13 protein-coding genes are annotated in these 13,641 nt (G+C 69.8%); 8 read left to right on the top strand and 5 right to left on the bottom strand.

Translation table 11 applies throughout. The features are described 5' to 3' along the window. Positions 1-10 precede the first annotated feature (10 nt). The 7 genes from AB0B64_RS56540 (at position 11) to AB0B64_RS56510 (ending at position 6,740) form a co-directional block, all read left to right on the top strand. Positions 11-616 carry a sigma-70 family RNA polymerase sigma factor gene (locus tag AB0B64_RS56540; RefSeq protein WP_214640210.1) on the top strand — a complete coding sequence of 202 codons (606 nt, stop codon included), beginning with the start codon at positions 11-13 and terminating at the stop codon, positions 614-616. Beyond that, complete coding sequence (rsrA, locus tag AB0B64_RS56535) at positions 613-879, top strand: mycothiol system anti-sigma-R factor (protein ID WP_225301833.1); 267 nt, start codon at positions 613-615, stop codon at positions 877-879. The genes AB0B64_RS56540 and rsrA overlap by 4 nt, the downstream gene beginning before the upstream one ends. A 9-nt stretch (positions 880-888) precedes the next feature. Then, positions 889-1,827 carry an NAD-dependent epimerase/dehydratase family protein gene (locus AB0B64_RS56530; protein WP_358203787.1) on the top strand — a complete coding sequence of 313 codons (939 nt, stop codon included), beginning with the start codon at positions 889-891 and terminating at the stop codon, positions 1,825-1,827. A 243-nt stretch (positions 1,828-2,070) separates the two neighbouring features. Beyond that, positions 2,071-3,426, top strand: coding sequence for an HD-GYP domain-containing protein (locus AB0B64_RS56525; RefSeq protein ID WP_357949560.1), 1,356 nt, complete (start codon positions 2,071-2,073; stop codon positions 3,424-3,426). Next, positions 3,423-4,685, top strand: coding sequence for an HD domain-containing phosphohydrolase (locus AB0B64_RS56520; RefSeq protein WP_225301836.1), 1,263 nt, complete (start codon positions 3,423-3,425; stop codon positions 4,683-4,685). The genes AB0B64_RS56525 and AB0B64_RS56520 overlap by 4 nt, the downstream gene beginning before the upstream one ends. A gap of 442 nt (positions 4,686-5,127) precedes the next feature. Beyond that, the gene (locus AB0B64_RS56515) at positions 5,128-6,486 is read left to right on the top strand and encodes a biotin carboxylase N-terminal domain-containing protein (protein ID WP_358203778.1); all 1,359 of its coding nucleotides are present in this window, start codon (positions 5,128-5,130) and stop codon (positions 6,484-6,486) included. A 41-nt stretch (positions 6,487-6,527) separates the two neighbouring features. Next, positions 6,528-6,740 carry a biotin/lipoyl-binding carrier protein gene (locus tag AB0B64_RS56510; protein WP_357949568.1) on the top strand — a complete coding sequence of 71 codons (213 nt, stop codon included), beginning with the start codon at positions 6,528-6,530 and terminating at the stop codon, positions 6,738-6,740. A gap of 74 nt (positions 6,741-6,814) precedes the next feature. Here AB0B64_RS56510 and AB0B64_RS56505 read toward each other — a convergent pair whose 3' ends face one another. Next, positions 6,815-7,195 (bottom strand): thioesterase family protein, encoded by a 381-nt coding sequence (locus AB0B64_RS56505; RefSeq protein WP_357949570.1) that lies wholly within the window; start codon positions 7,193-7,195, stop codon positions 6,815-6,817. A gap of 257 nt (positions 7,196-7,452) precedes the next feature. Between AB0B64_RS56505 and AB0B64_RS56500 the strand changes: the two genes are divergently transcribed. Then, positions 7,453-9,150: a protein kinase gene (locus AB0B64_RS56500; RefSeq protein ID WP_358203771.1), complete on the top strand. Its 1,698-nt coding sequence runs from the start codon at positions 7,453-7,455 to the stop codon at positions 9,148-9,150. 78 nt (positions 9,151-9,228) lie between these two features. Here the strand turns inward: AB0B64_RS56500 and AB0B64_RS56495 are convergent, their stop codons facing one another. From AB0B64_RS56495 to AB0B64_RS56480, 4 genes are all read right to left on the bottom strand, one after another. Then, positions 9,229-10,875, bottom strand: coding sequence for an acetolactate synthase (locus tag AB0B64_RS56495; RefSeq protein WP_357949576.1), 1,647 nt, complete (start codon positions 10,873-10,875; stop codon positions 9,229-9,231). Positions 10,876-10,960: 85 nt separating this feature from the next. Continuing rightward, entirely contained in the window at positions 10,961-11,731 is a 771-nt protein-coding gene (locus AB0B64_RS56490) for a hypothetical protein (protein WP_357949578.1), read from the bottom strand. Continuing rightward, positions 11,728-12,381, bottom strand: a complete 654-nt coding sequence (locus AB0B64_RS56485; protein ID WP_358203762.1) for a response regulator transcription factor — start codon at positions 12,379-12,381, stop codon at positions 11,728-11,730. The genes AB0B64_RS56490 and AB0B64_RS56485 overlap by 4 nt, the downstream gene beginning before the upstream one ends. Positions 12,382-12,418: 37 nt before the next feature. Continuing rightward, entirely contained in the window at positions 12,419-13,579 is a 1,161-nt protein-coding gene (locus tag AB0B64_RS56480) for a histidine kinase (RefSeq protein ID WP_357949584.1), read from the bottom strand. Positions 13,580-13,641: the final 62 nt, after the last annotated feature.

Below are 13,641 nucleotides of genomic sequence, written 5' to 3'. Positions count from 1 at the left end.
TCTTAGGGGGGTGGGTCCGGTGCCCGCGACAGGCGCGGAGACTCTGGAACAGCGAAGTGAGCGGTTCGAGCGCGAAGCCATGCCTTACCTCGAGCAGCTCTACTCCGCGGCGCTCCGGATGACCCGGAACCCAGCGGACGCGGAGGACCTGCTTCAGGAGACCTTCGCCAAGGCGTTCGCCTCGTTCCACCAGTTCCAGGAAGGTACGAACCTCAAGGCGTGGCTCTACCGGATCCTGACCAACACTTTCATCAACAGCTATCGCAAGAAGCAGCGCGAGCCCAAGCAGTCGGGCACCGAGGAGATCGAGGACTGGCAGCTCGCCCGCGCTGAGTCGCACACGTCGAGCGGCCTGAAGTCGGCTGAGGTCGAGGCGCTCGAGCATCTCCCCGACGGTGATATCAAGCAGGCCCTGGCGGTCCTGCCCGAGGAGTTCCGGATCGCGGTCTATTTGGCCGACGTCGAGGGCTTCCCGTACAAAGAGATCGCCGACATCATGGGGACCCCGATCGGCACCGTGATGTCCAGGCTGCACCGCGGTCGCAGGCAGCTCCGCGGACTTCTCGAGGACTACGCCCGCGAGCGCGGCCTGGTCCCGGCGGAGGGATCGAAATGAGCTGTGGCAACCCGCATGACACCGACTGTCGGGAAGTACTCGACAAGGTCTACTCCTATCTCGACGGCGAGCTGACCGAGGGCGACGTGGTCGACATCCGCGTGCACCTCGAAGAGTGCAGCCCGTGCCTGAAGGAATATGACCTCGACAAGGCGATCAAGGCGCTCGTGGCCAAACACTGCGGCTGCGACCCGGTCCCCGGCGACCTGCGCTCCAAAGTGCTGGCCCGCATCGCGCAGGTGAGGTCGGAGCTGTCCGACTAGGATTCCCCCATGCGCGTGCTTGTCACCGGGGGTGCCGGGTTCATCGGTTCGAATCTCGTCGACCGCCTGCTGGCGGATGGGCACGACGTGGCGGTCGTCGACGACTTCTCGTCCGGCTGCCGGGACAACCTGGCCGACGCGGCCACGCATGACCGCTTCCGCCTGCACGAGGTCGATGTCCGCGATCCGGCTTTGATCGAGCTGGCCGCCGAGCTGCGGCCCGAGGTCATCTGCCATCTCGCCGCGCAGATCAGCGTGCGTAAGAGCGTCACCGACCCGGTCCACGACGCCAGTGTGAACGTCCAGGGCACCGCGTCGGTCCTGACCGCCGCGCAGGAGGCCAGCACCCGCAAGGTGGTCTTCGCCTCCTCCGTCGCGGTCTACGGCCGGCCCGCCACGATCCCGGTGCCCGGTGACGCCGCCACCGACCCGCGCTCGCCGTACGCCGCCTCCAAGCTGAGCGGCGAGACCTACCTCGCCACCTTCAAGGCGCTCTACGGCATCGAATACACCACGCTCGTGCTGTCCAACGTCTACGGCCCGCGCCAGTCGCCAGAAGGCGAGGCCGGAGTGGTGGCCATCTTCACCGACGGCCTGCTCGGCGGCACGCCCACGGTGCTCTACGGCGACGGCACGCAGACCCGCGACTACGTCTACGTCGAGGACGTGGTCGACGGCTTCGTCCGTGCCTGTGGGGCCGAGGGCAACGGGCGCAGGTTCAACCTCGGCACCGGCATCCAGACCACCGACCGCAGGCTGCACGCGCTGATCGCCGACGCGGCCGACGCGCAGGACAAGCCCGGGTTCGCGCCGCCGCGCGTGGGCGACCTGCCGGCCATGGCGGTCGACCCGGTGCCCGCCTATGAGGGGCTCGGCTGGCAGCCGCGCACCGACCTGGCGACCGGGCTGAAGAACACGGTCGCGTGGGCCGCCCGTCGCCCAAGGTAGTGGATTGATTACGCTTTGCTTGCGATTCTCGACTCTGGCCCTGCACAGACCGGGCCTTCTGTAGCGTGACCCACAGGAGTCGGCGTAACGAGTCGACGTGGAGGCGAGCACATGCTGAAGGCTATGATCGCCCGGCTGATCGCGGCCGCGGTGCTGATCACCCCTGTGATGACACTGCTGATGAGCGCGGGCGGGGCCCTGCCTCACGGGGTGTCCTGGACCTGAGCACCCTTGGGGGCCGCAATGCGTGATCTGCCGTGGCCTGCGAAGGTCTATCTCATCGCCGTCATCGGCGCGGCGACCATCCTCCTCGGGCATAGCGTGATCACCTCCGGGCGCCTGGTGGCACCCGGTGATCTGGGCATCCTGCTGGTGCTCGCGCTGCTGTTCCTGGTCTGCGAGTCGATGCCGACGTTGCTGAACGTGGAGCAGTTCGCGGTGTCCGTGAGCTTCTCCGCGGCGCTGGCGGCCGTCGTCCTGATCGGTCCAGAAGGGGCCGCTCTGGTGGGGTTCACGGCGGTCTTCAGCGTGCGTCCGGGGCTGCCGTTGATCAAGAGGTTGTTCAACGGGGCGCAGTTCGCGATCTGCGGCTACGCGGCCGGCTGGATCTACCAGGGGCTGGGCGGGGTCTCCGGCGTGCCGGGGGTCAACGCCTTCGACGGCCTCATCGGCCCCTACGCCGCGGCCACGGGCGTGTTCGTGCCGCTCAACATCGTGCTCACGCTTACCATGATCCGGCTGGCCACCCGGGTGCGGGCCATGGAGGTGCCGCTGCGGGGCATGGTCCAGTTCCTGCTGTCCTATCTGGGTTACGGCACGTTCGGGCTGCTGGTGGCCGGGCTCTGGGCGACCGTGCAGTCGATCTCGGCGGTGCTGGTGCTGCTGCCGCTGTTCGTCGCCCGCTGGGCGTTCGGTCAATATCACGCGCAGCAACGCTCGTACGATGCCACGATCGCCGCCCTGTGCCAGGCGGTCGAGACGAAGGACTACTACACCAGAGGCCACTGCACCCGCGTCTCGCTGGCCTCCTCGATGATCGCCCAGGAGATCGGCATGGGCCTGGAGCGGCTGCGCGCCATCCGCTACGCGGGCATGCTGCACGACGTGGGCAAGCTCGGCGTGCCGACCAAGGTGCTGCAGAAGGAGGGGCCGCTGACCGAGGAGGAGTTCGCCGCGATCCAGCTCCACCCGATGCGTGGGCTGGAGATCGTCCGGGGGATCGACTTCCTCGACGAGGCGTACGCGGGGATCATGCACCACCACGAACGCCACGACGGCAAGGGCTACCCGATGGGGCTCGCGGCCGACGAGATACCGGAGTTCGCCCGGATCATCGCGGTGGCCGACGCGTTCGACTCGATGACGTCCGACCGCTCCTACCGCCACGCCCGCTCGGTCGAGGTGGCCGTCGAAGAGCTGCGCAAGAACGCGGGCCGCCAGTTCGACCCGGTCATGGTGGCGGCCTTCGCCAGAGCGCTCGAACGCGAGCCGTGGCAGCCGCCCCGCCGCGTCGAGTCGCCGCCGCCCGAGGCGACCGAGACCCCGATCAAGGACCATGACGACCCGACCAGGCCGATCGAAGTGGTGAGCGGGCCTTGACACGTGCCTTCCAAAGCCTGGACTCCGGGCAGCTGCTGCTCATCTGCGGGGCGGGGCTGGTCGCGGTGGCCGGCGTCGCGCACACCTCCGCCGTGGGGCTCGACCGGCCCGAGATCGCGATCGGCTTCGGCGCGCTGATCGCGGTCGGCGAGCTGGCCAGGCTCACCATGCCGGGCAACCGGGAGGTCGCGCCCATCGGCGCCGCCGCCGCGCTCGGCTACACGCTGCTGCTCGACCTCAGCGACAACCCGCTGCGCCACACGGCGCTCCAAGTGGTGGCCGTGATCGCGGTCGGCATGATCGCGGGCGCGCTGCCGCACCTGGCGGTCGGCCGCCCGCCGCGCCTCGACGCCATGGCGCGCCGCCTGCTGACCGGCGCGCTGCTCGCCTTCGCCTTCCGGCCGCTGGCCGACCCGCTCTTCCAGCTCACCCGGCAGGACCCCCCGACGTGGTGGCCCGCGCTCGGCGTCATGGTCACGCTCATCACGCTCACCCTGCTGATCGACGTGCTGATCGCGGCCCTGCTCAGGGCCGAGCAGGTACGCACCGCCTTCAAGGTGGCCGTACGCGACGAGCTCAACATGGCCTTCCCCCTCGGCGCCGCCGTGGCCGCGTCCGGCGTGCTGCTCGCGCTGGCCACCCACAGCATGGACCTGGTGGCGCTGCTGGTCTTCGCCGCTCCGCTGCTGGTCACTCAGGTGGCCTTCCGCAAGTACGCCGGGATCCGCGCCACCTACCTGCAGACCGTACGGGCCCTGTCGCGGGTCACGGAGGTCGGCGGCTACGTGGAGCCCGGCCACTCGCGCCGGGTGAGCCGTCTGGCCGTGGCGGTCGGCCGCGAGCTGGGCATGGCGGAGCCGGAGCTGCTGGAGCTCGAGTACGCCGCCCTCATGCACGACATCGGCCAGCTGTCCCTGAGCGACCCCATCCCGGGCGGCGCGACCGTGCTCGCCGATCCCGCGCAGGCGCGCCGCATCGCGGAGCTGGGGGCCGAGGTGATCAAGCAGACGGGCGTGCTCGACCGGGTGGCCGAGCTGGTACGCCGCCAATGCGACCAGATCGCCGAGGACCCGCCGCTGTCCAGCCGGATCATCAAGGCGGCCAACGCCTACGATGACCTGGTCGGGGGGTCGGCTGATCGGGACCGGGCGGGGGCGGCGCTTGAGCGGCTGCGGCTGGCGGTGGGGACCGCGTATGATCCGGCGGCGATCGAGGCGATGACGAGGGTGGTGGACCGGCTGGCGGTCCACAAGCTGTAACGCCTCTGTGGGCGGTGACCGCCGTAATCCCGGGTGGTGCGTCACGCGCCGATCTGGATCCCTGTGACGGTCTGTGGTGGTTGAGGTCCTTGTGGGAGAAACCCCTTCGGGGGAGCGAGAGGTGGCTGTCCGTTGTGGTTGGGGTTCCTGTGAGGGATGCCCGCTTCGGGGAGCGGAAGAAGACGGTCCGTCGGCCTGGAACTCGGTCGCGCCACTGGCTCGCCCGTCCGCGCCACCGGCCAAGGATGCGCACGTAACGGCGCCCAGCCCTGTGCGGGGTCAGCGGGCGTTTTCCTGGAGGCCCTTAGCCATGTGCGGTGGGTGGCGGTGGGGGTGGCTTGCCGTAAAACATGGCGTTTGTGGGTTTTCTACAGAAGACGTCCCGGCGATCGGTGGTTTAGCGGGAAAGGGACCTCCCGCCCAACGGCCGTAGATTGGGCGGGTGCTTACTGAGACGCTTGGGGCTGTTCTGGTCGCCAATCGAGGGGAGATCGCCCGGCGGGTCATCCGCACTGTCAAGCGGCTTGGGCTGCGGGCCATCGCCGTCTACTCCGAGGCTGACGCGGATCTGCCGTTCGTGCGCGAGGCGGACGAGGCCGTGCTGATCGGGCCGGCCAACCCTCAGTTGAGCTATCTCGATGCCGGGAAGGTACTGGAGGCGGCTCGGGCCACTGAGGCGCGGGCGATTCATCCGGGCTACGGGTTTCTCGCGGAGAACGCGGCGTTCGCCAGGGCGGTGATCGATGCCGGGATGGTGTGGATCGGCCCGGCTCCCGAGTCCATCGACCAGATGGGCGACAAGATCAATGCCCGCAACCTGATGGAGGACGCGGGTGTGCCCGTGGCCGCCGGCACCCGGGAGCCCGTCAGTGATCTGGAGCAGGCGCTGCGGGCGGCGGGCCGGATCGGCTATCCGGTCATGGTCAAGACCGCGGGCGGGGGTGGCGGCATCGGGATGAGCGTCGCCCACGACGACGAAGGACTGGCCAAGGCGTTCGAGCAGGCCGCACGGGCGGCGGCGAGGTTCGCCGCCGGTGACGTCCTCGACGGGCCCGCCATCCTGCTGGAGCGCTACATCGAGCGGGCTCGCCACGTCGAGGTGCAGATCCTTGGCCTGCCCGACGGCACGGTCGTGGCCCTGGGCGAGCGCGACTGTTCCGTGCAGCGTCGCCACCAGAAGGTCGTCGAGGAGTCGCCGTCGCCCGGTATCACGCCCGAGCTGCGTGAGCGCATGCTCGCCGCCGCCGTGCGGGCCGGCGAGGCCGTCGGCTATCTGGGCGCGGGCACCGTGGAGTGCCTGGTCGACGCCGACGCGCAGGACTTCGTCTTCCTGGAGATGAACACCAGGCTCCAGGTGGAGCACCCCGTCACCGAGCTGGTCACCGGGCTGGACCTGGTCGAGCTGCAGCTGCGGGTGGCCGCGGGCGAGAGTCCCGAGGTGAAGGTGGAGACCGGTGGCCACGCCATCGAGTTCCGTGTGTACGCCGAGGATCCCAAGAGGTTCTTCCCGGGGCCGGGCATGATCTCCGCCTGGCGAGAGCCGGTCGGCGAGGGCGTCCGGGTGGACTCTGGCTACGAGGAGGGCAATACGGTCACGCCGTTCTACGATCCCCTCATGGCCAAGCTCTGCGTCTTCGGTGCGACCCGGGCCGAGGCGCTGCGGGCCGGTCGCGAGGCCGTCGCGGGGTTCGTCGTCGAAGGACCCAAGAACAACCTGCCGTTCTGTACGGAACTGCTGGACAACGCCGAGTTCGTCAGCGGCGACTATGACACCGGCTTGATCGGGCGAATGCGCGCCTAGCGCACATGACATTGTTAGCTCATTGGAAGAGGGGAGTCGCGGTGGCTGAGGTACGCGCGGAGATGGTGGCGAATGTCTGGAAGGTCGTCGTCCAGGAGGGCGACACCGTCTCCGAGGGCGACACACTGGTCATCCTCGAGTCGATGAAGATGGAGATCCCCGTCCTGACCGAGGACGAGGGCGTCGTCGCGCAGCTCAAGGTCAGCGAGGGCGACGTGATCCAGGAGGGCGACCTGATCGCCGTCATCGAATAGCCGCCGGTCCCAAGAGCTCAGCGGGCGGCGCGGTCGAGAAACTTAGTGCGATCGATCACTATTAGCGATCACTATTAGCGGGCGGCGCGGTCGAGGAACTTGGCGCGATCGACCACCACGCGCTCGATCGTGCCCCGGCCGACGACGTTCTGCTTGTCGCGGGCCTCGAAGCCGAAGACCAGCCGCCTGCCGTCGACCTCGGTGAGCTCGGTGGTGATCTGTACGTGCGTGCCCAGCGGGCTCGGCGCCAGATGCACCAGCTCGACCCGGGTGCCGACGGTCGTCTCACCGGGAGCGAGATGCGCGTGCACTGCCTCGACCGTCGCCCTCTCGGCCAGCGCGAGCAGCCGCGGAGTGGCGAGCACCGGGACGTCGCCGCTGCCGATTTTCTCAGCGGTGTCGGACCTCTCGACCATGATGAGCAACTGGGAGCGGAGACCCGGAGCGAGCGTCATACCGCCAGCGTACTGCGATCATCACCGCGGCCCGCTGTCAAGGGCCCTGATCTCCCGGAAACGCGGACAAGTACGGTCAGAAGGCCGCAGGATAGGGTTTGTAGGGCTTACGGCATTTAAGTGGCAGGTGGGACTCGTGAGTCGTACACTCTCGAAGTTCCGTGACCTCTGTGTTACCTCACCGCGACACAACTTCGCTTTGTTGGAGATCCTTGGGGTGGGAGAGGTTATAGAGGTAAAGGGGTAACGGGGGAGTCATGGTAGCCCAAGGAACGACGCTGGCGGGGCGCTATCGCCTGGACACCCGCATCGGCGCCGGCGGCATGGGCGAGGTGTGGCGGGGCGAGGACATCGTGCTGGCGCGCACCGTCGCGGTCAAGGTGCTGCTGCCCGGCCGCATGGACGATCCCGGGTTCGTCGCGCGTTTCCAGGCCGAGGCCAGGGCGATGGCGACGATCAACCACCCAGGTGTCGTCGACGTCTACGACTACGGTGTGAGCGGGGACACCGTCTATCTGGTGATGAAGTTCGTCGACGGGGAGCCGCTCGACAAGTTGCTGATGCGGCTGGGCCGGATCCCGCCCCAGCCCGCGATGGAGCTGATCGCGCAGGCTGCCTCGGCGCTGCAGGCGGTGCACCAACAGGGGATCGTGCACCGTGATGTGAAGCCGGGCAACCTGCTGGTCCAGCGTGACGGCACGCTCGTGCTGACCGACTTCGGCATCGCCCGTTCCGACGTGGCCAGCAGGCTCACGGACGCGGGCATGGTGCTCGGCACCGCCGCCTACTGCGCGCCCGAGCAGGCCGAGGGCGCGCCGGTGACGCCCGCGGTGGACATCTACGCGCTGGGCGTGGTGGCCTACGAGTGCCTGGTGGGGCAGCGGCCGTTCGACGGCGAGAGCGCGGTCACGATCGCGCTCAAGCACATCCGCGAGGCGCCTCCGCCGCTGCCCGCCGAGATCCCCCCGCCCGCGCGCGCCCTCGTGGAACGCGCCCTGTCGAAAGATCCGCTCGCCCGTTACCCGACGGCCAGAGCGATGAGTGAGACGGCCCGCAAGATCGCGGCCGGCGAGACACCCCCTCCAGAGCCCGCGCCGCCGGTGACGGGTGCCACCATGGCCGCGCCGATGGAGGCGTACCAGACGGGGTCCCGCCAGACGGGGTCCCGCCAGTCGGGTCCTCACCCGACCGGATCTCACCAGGCGGGCTCTTACCAGACGGGGTCCTATCAGGGAGCTCCCCATCAGACGGGGTCGTACCAGGCCGGGCAGCACCAGACCGGGTCCCATCAGGCTGGGACGTCTGAGGCGCAGACGTTGGCCGGGCCGCGGCAGGGCGCCCGCCGCGCCGGCACCAAGGCGCCCCGCAGGGGTGCCCTCGTCGCCGGGATCGCGGCCGCGGTCGTCCTCGGGGCGGGCGCCGGTGCCGTCGCGCTGACGAACATGTCGAGCCAGCTCGAACCCGAGCCGACCGTCACCACGTCGGAGAGGGCGAACTCCGAACCCACTCCCGATCCGACCCCTCCGTCGCCGAAGCCCAAGCGCACCAAGACGACCAAGCCGCCCACGCAGGAGGCGGTGCCCACCAGGACGATCGCCGAGCCGACGGAGACGGAGAAGGAGTCACCGACCCCGGATCCGACGGAAAAGAAGACGCCGACCAAGACCCCCAGCAGTTCGCCGAAGCCGAGCACGACGGTCACGAAGAAGCAGGTCCCCGCCGTGGTCGAGCTGCCGTACCCGCAGGCGACCCAGAAGATCCGGGCCGCGGGCTTCCAGAACATCCGGCTCGACGACCAGACCACCAACGAGCAGGGCGTCGCCTGCGGCCGGATCGGCCAGAGCTTCCCCGACGGCGGTACGTGGCTAGAGGTGACCAAGCCGGTCAAGATCGTCGTCATCGACGGCGGCCCCTGCCCGTCACCCAGCCCGACCCCGACGCCCGGGACCAGGTAGCTCAGACCCCCGCCGGGGTGCGGGGAAGACGGTTAGGGCATATCCCCCGGCGGGTGGGCGATCTGGGGGTCGGTCAGGTCAGATCCCCGTCGTGGTGCGCGGGTAGGCGATCTGGGGGTCGGTGGCGATGTTCACCATGTACGGCACGCCGGAGTCGAACGCGCGACGCAGCGCGGGACCGATCTCCGACGGCCGGGTGACCAGTTCGCCGCCGCCGCCCAGCGCCGTCACCACCTGGTCGTAACGGCACTGTGGCTGCAGCTCGGCGGCCACGTCGTAGCCGTAGAGCATCTGCATCGGGTGCTTCTCCAGGCCCCAGATGCCGTTGTTGCCGCAGATCATGACCACCGGCAGGTTGTGTCGTACGAGCGAGTCGACGTCCATGAGGGAGAACCCGGCCGCGCCGTCGCCCAGCAGCAGCACCACCTGCGAGGACGGCCGGGCCAGCCGGGCGGCGATGGAGTAGCCGAGGCCGGTGCCGAGGCAGCCGTAGGGGCCCGGGTCGAGCCAGTTGCCGGGCTGCTTGGGCTCGACGTACTTGCCGGCGTAGGAGACGAAGTCGCCGCCGTCGCCGATCACCACGGCGTCGTCGTCGAGCACCTTGCCCAGCTCGCCGTAGATGCGCATGGGGTGGATCGGGTCGGAGTCGGCCGTGAGCAGGGCGGCGTCGTCGGCGATCGCCGCGGCGGCGGCCTCCGACAGCTGGGACACCCAGCCGGAGTAGGCCGTGGGCTTCAGGCCGGCGTCGCCGCAGGCAGCGCCGAGGCTCCAGAGCACCACGGACAGGTCGCCGGCGGCCGACGCGGCGGGCTGGGTGTGCGTGGCCAGCTGCGACGGCGTGTCGGCGATGTGCACGACCTTGGCCGGCGGCGCGCCCTGCTTGCCGCCGAACCAGCCGTAGCCGAGCCGGAAGTCGAGCGGGGTGCCGACCACGATGACCAGGTCGGCCTTGGCGAAGGCGAGGCCGCGGGCGCGGGTGACGAGCAGCTCATGGCCGGCGGGCAGGATGCCGCGGCCCTGGCCGTTGGGGATGACCGGCAGCCGCCAGTTCTCGGCGAAGTCGCGCGCGGCCTCCTCGGCCCGGTCCATCCACACGTCGGACCCGTAGACCAGCACCGGGCGCTCGGCCTCGGCGAGCAGCCTGGCGATGGTGGCCAGGGACTCGGGGTCGGGCTCGAGGGGCGACGGACTCTGCGTCTCGACCGGGTGCGCCGGCGACGGCGCGAACAGGTCGTCCATGTAGAAGTCGAGGAAGACCGGCCCGCGGTGCGGCGCGACGGCCGTGCGGAAGGCCGCCTCGACGTCCTGGCCGATGGAGTCTGCTCCGGTCGCGGTGAACGACAGCTTGGTGATCGGCCCGAGCAGCGGCGGGTGGTCCATCTCCTGCAGGGCCCCGCTGCCCCAGCGTGAGCGCGGGGCCCGCCCGCCCATGACGACCACGGGGGAGCCGTTGAAGTGCGCGGTCGCGACGCCGCTGATCCCGTTGGTGATGCCGGGGCCCGCCGTGAGGACGGCCAGCCCGGGTTTCCTGGTCAGCCGGGCCGTGGCCTCCGCGGCGAACACGGCGCTCTGCTCGTGGCGTACGTCGAGGATCCGCATGCCCTCGTGCACGGCGCCGTCGTAGAGGGGGAAGACGTGCCCTCCCGACAGCGTGAACATGGTCTCGACACCATAGGCCTTGGACACGGCGACGGCGGCGTCACCGGCGTGCTTCGCAGACTCCATGCCGGGAACCTACCAACGAGCCATCAGAGTAAACAGATGTCAACGGTTGCGTCGTCACGCAGCCATGGCGGCCGGTTCCCGGTCCTCACCTGCAGCAGACATTCGCCATGCCGGCCGGCGCCTGCACAGTGATCTTCCTTGGCGAGGCAGGCTCCTTCATGATGTCGAGGTTGACGTTCTTGGCAAGCGCGTCCACGTCGTAGGACAGGCCGGGGACCAGCACGGTGACATCGCCTCTGGTTCTGACGACCGCCCGGACCTTCGTCGGAGCGTTTTCGAAGGACAGGTCGACGCGGCCCGAGCCGATCTCCACGTCGGCCTCGCCGCCCGTGAGCCTGCTACCCGTGACATCGCCGGAACCACTCCTGGCCCAGACGGTGCCCGATGTCTCGGCCACCCGCAGCGGACCCGACTCGGAGATCATCCGGACGTTGCCGAAGATACCGTTGACCGCCAGCATGCCGTTGGCCGACTCCGCCGCTACATCGGTCTCCACCGGCACGAACAGCGCGTAGTCGACATCGCAGACCGGCGCGTGCCGCTCGTCCGTGCCTGGGCACGAGGCATCGAGCCGCAGCGTCCGGCCGTCCCAGTCCTCCTTGACGGTCGGCTTCGTCTTCGACCAGCGCACTGACCGTTCGAGGAACAGCTCGCCCGCCTCGCCGGGATGGATGCTGACATTCACGCTTCCGCGCCCCGCGATCACCTTCAGCTGTGACAGCTTGAACGAGATGCTCCTGCTGGTCGTCTCCGTCGGTGGACTGGCGTGGGCGAACCCATCCCAGAACGCGGTACCGCTGATCAGCAACGCGCACACGGTCGCCACGGCGCCCGCGCTCAGCCACAGCGCCCTCATGGCAGACTCCTGATCTTGAGGAACTGCAGGACGGCGAGGACCCGGCGGTGGTCGCCCTCGGCCGGGGACAGGTCGAGCTTGGTGAAGATGTTGCCGATGTGCTTGCCGACCGCTCCCTCGCTGAGCACCAGCTCCTGCCCGATGCCCGCGTTGGAGCGGCCTTCGGCCATCAGCTTGAGCACTTCGCCCTCCCTGGGCGTCAGCCGGTCGAGCGGGTCGCTGTGCCCGCGCAGCAGCAGCTGGGCGACGACCTCGGGGTCCAGCGCGGTGCCGCCCGCCGCCACCCGGCGCAGCGCGTCGATGAAGTCGGTCACGTCGGCCACCCGGTCCTTGAGCAGGTAGCCGACGCCGCCGGTGGCCGAGGCGAGCAGCCGGGCCGCGTAGCGCTCCTCCACGTACTGCGACAGGACCAGCACCGGCATGTCGGGATGCTCGCGGCGCAGCACGAGGGCCGCGCGCAGGCCCTCGTCCGTGTGTGTGGGAGGCATCCGTACGTCCGTGACCACCAGGTCGGGCAGGTGCTCCTCAGCGGCGCGCAGCAGGCCCTCCGCCTCGTCCACGGCCGCCACCACCCGCATGCCGGCCGCGTCGAGCAGCCGGACGAGCCCTTCGCGCAGAAGTACGGAGTCTTCCGCAAGTACTACTCGCACGACAGGTCCACCTCAATGGAGTCTTCCGCCAGAACTACTACTCGCACGGCAGGTCCACCTCGATCGTGGTCGGCCCGCCGAGCGGGCTGGACAGGCGGAGCGTCCCGTCGACCGAGTCGATCCGCTGGAGTAGGCCGCGCAGGCCGGTGCCGCCGTCGAGCCGGGCGCCACCGCAGCCGTCGTCGAAGACGCGCAGGCACAGCCGGTCGCCCTCGCGGACCACGCTCACCTGGGCCTTGGTGGCCGCCGCGTGCTTGGCGATGTTGGTGAGGGCCTCGGACACGATGAAGAACGCCACCGCCTCGATGGTAGGAGAAGCGCGCAGATCGATGTCGACGCGCAGCCGCACCGGGATGGGGGCGCGCGCGGCGATGCCGGAGAGCGCCGCGTCGAGGCCCTGGTCGTTGAGCACGGCGGGATGCAGGCCGCGGACGAAGTCGCGCAGCTCTTTGAGCGCCTGCTTGGACTCCTCGTGCGCCTGCGCGATCGCCTCGCGGGCGGGCTCGGGCAGGTCGGTCAGCGTGGCGCGGGCCAGCCCGAGGTTCATGGCCAGCGAGACCAGCCGCTGCTGGGCGCCGTCATGCAGGTCCCGCTCGATGCGCCGCCGCTCGGCGTCGGCCGCGTCGATCACCCCGGCGCGGCTCTCGGTCAGCGTCTCGATCCGCTGCCCCAGCTCGTGGCGGCTGGGGCCGAGCAGAGTGCGCGCCACCGACAGGTCCAGACGCGCCATTCCCCGCGCCAGCGTCGGAGCCACCAGCAGCAGGACGAACCCGACCGCCATGTACACGGAGACCACGCCCGGTTCCCTCAGGTTGAACTCGAACACGAGCGGACGCTTCTGCAGCATCGGCTGCAGGAACGCCGTCAGCCCCACCCCGGCCGCTCCCCACGCGGCCGCCACCAGGACGGTCCCGGCCAGCCCCACCAGCGGCGAGAGCAGGTGGTAGCCGATCTGCCGCCAGGTGATGCGGCTGCGCCAGGTGGTCGGCGAGCGCACCGGCGGGATGCGCGCCCCCAGGAACGCCTCGAACCGGGAGCGCTGCACCCGGGTGAAGAGCGGCAGACCGCGGCGCATCAGGGGCGGCACCGCGGCGCACACGAGGGTCAGCCCGGCGAGGATCACGCCGACAGGCAGCCCGATCACGACATGCGCCGTGTCCAGCCAGGCGCGTGCCGACCACGGGCGGGGGACTTTCATGGCACCAACGGTATTGACCTCCGGGGCTCGCGCGACATGGGCTTGGTGTGTGCCTGCGGGGT

Source organism: Nonomuraea sp. NPDC049129, from assembly GCF_040648495.1.
Classification (GTDB): Bacteria; Actinomycetota; Actinomycetes; order Streptosporangiales; family Streptosporangiaceae; genus Nonomuraea.
The sequence above is the reverse complement of the archived record's forward strand: the minus strand, read 5'-3'. Positions and strand labels throughout refer to the sequence as shown.

Bases quoted from the DNA above. Each gene is read 5' to 3' on its own strand.
- rsrA (WP_225301833.1), top strand. From the start codon at position 613: ATGAGCTGTGGCAACCCGCATGACACCGACTGTCGGGAAGTACTCGAC.
- AB0B64_RS56530 (WP_358203787.1), top strand. From the start codon at position 889: ATGCGCGTGCTTGTCACCGGGGGTGCCGGGTTCATCGGTTCGAATCTC.
- AB0B64_RS56525 (WP_357949560.1), top strand. From the start codon at position 2,071: ATGCGTGATCTGCCGTGGCCTGCGAAGGTCTATCTCATCGCCGTCATC.
- AB0B64_RS56505 (WP_357949570.1), bottom strand. From the start codon at position 7,195: ATGACGCTCGCTCCGGGTCTCCGCTCCCAGTTGCTCATCATGGTCGAG.
- AB0B64_RS56500 (WP_358203771.1), top strand. From the start codon at position 7,453: ATGGTAGCCCAAGGAACGACGCTGGCGGGGCGCTATCGCCTGGACACC.
- AB0B64_RS56495 (WP_357949576.1), bottom strand. From the start codon at position 10,875: ATGGAGTCTGCGAAGCACGCCGGTGACGCCGCCGTCGCCGTGTCCAAG.
- AB0B64_RS56490 (WP_357949578.1), bottom strand. From the start codon at position 11,731: ATGAGGGCGCTGTGGCTGAGCGCGGGCGCCGTGGCGACCGTGTGCGCG.
- AB0B64_RS56480 (WP_357949584.1), bottom strand. From the start codon at position 13,579: ATGAAAGTCCCCCGCCCGTGGTCGGCACGCGCCTGGCTGGACACGGCG.